General features: G+C 40.9%; 1 pseudogene. It reads right to left on the reverse strand.

The window, feature by feature from the left end:
* Window positions 1–230, reverse strand: a pseudogene (locus tag SAZ04_RS23175) (urocanate hydratase); the annotation flags it as partial.

The following is a 230-nucleotide window of genomic DNA, read 5'->3' on the forward strand; positions in this document are numbered from 1 at the left end:
GCTAGAGAAAATCCTTCATGCACGTAGCCATTTAGTGGGTCATGATCAGACGTTTGATCGGTAACAATATCAATATGGACATTACGAGCGATAATCTAATGATGAATAGCGGCAGCATTTCCTACTAAACCTATTGAAAGTGGCTCTCCATTTTGTTTTGCCTCTAGTGCCCAGTCAAGACCTACAACCAATGAGCTCGTCATCTTATCACAATATTTCGATTCGATTCG

It is taken from the genome of Halalkalibacter lacteus (genome assembly GCF_036663595.1).
GTDB lineage: Bacteria > Bacillota > Bacilli > Bacillales > Bacillaceae_D > Halalkalibacter > Halalkalibacter lacteus.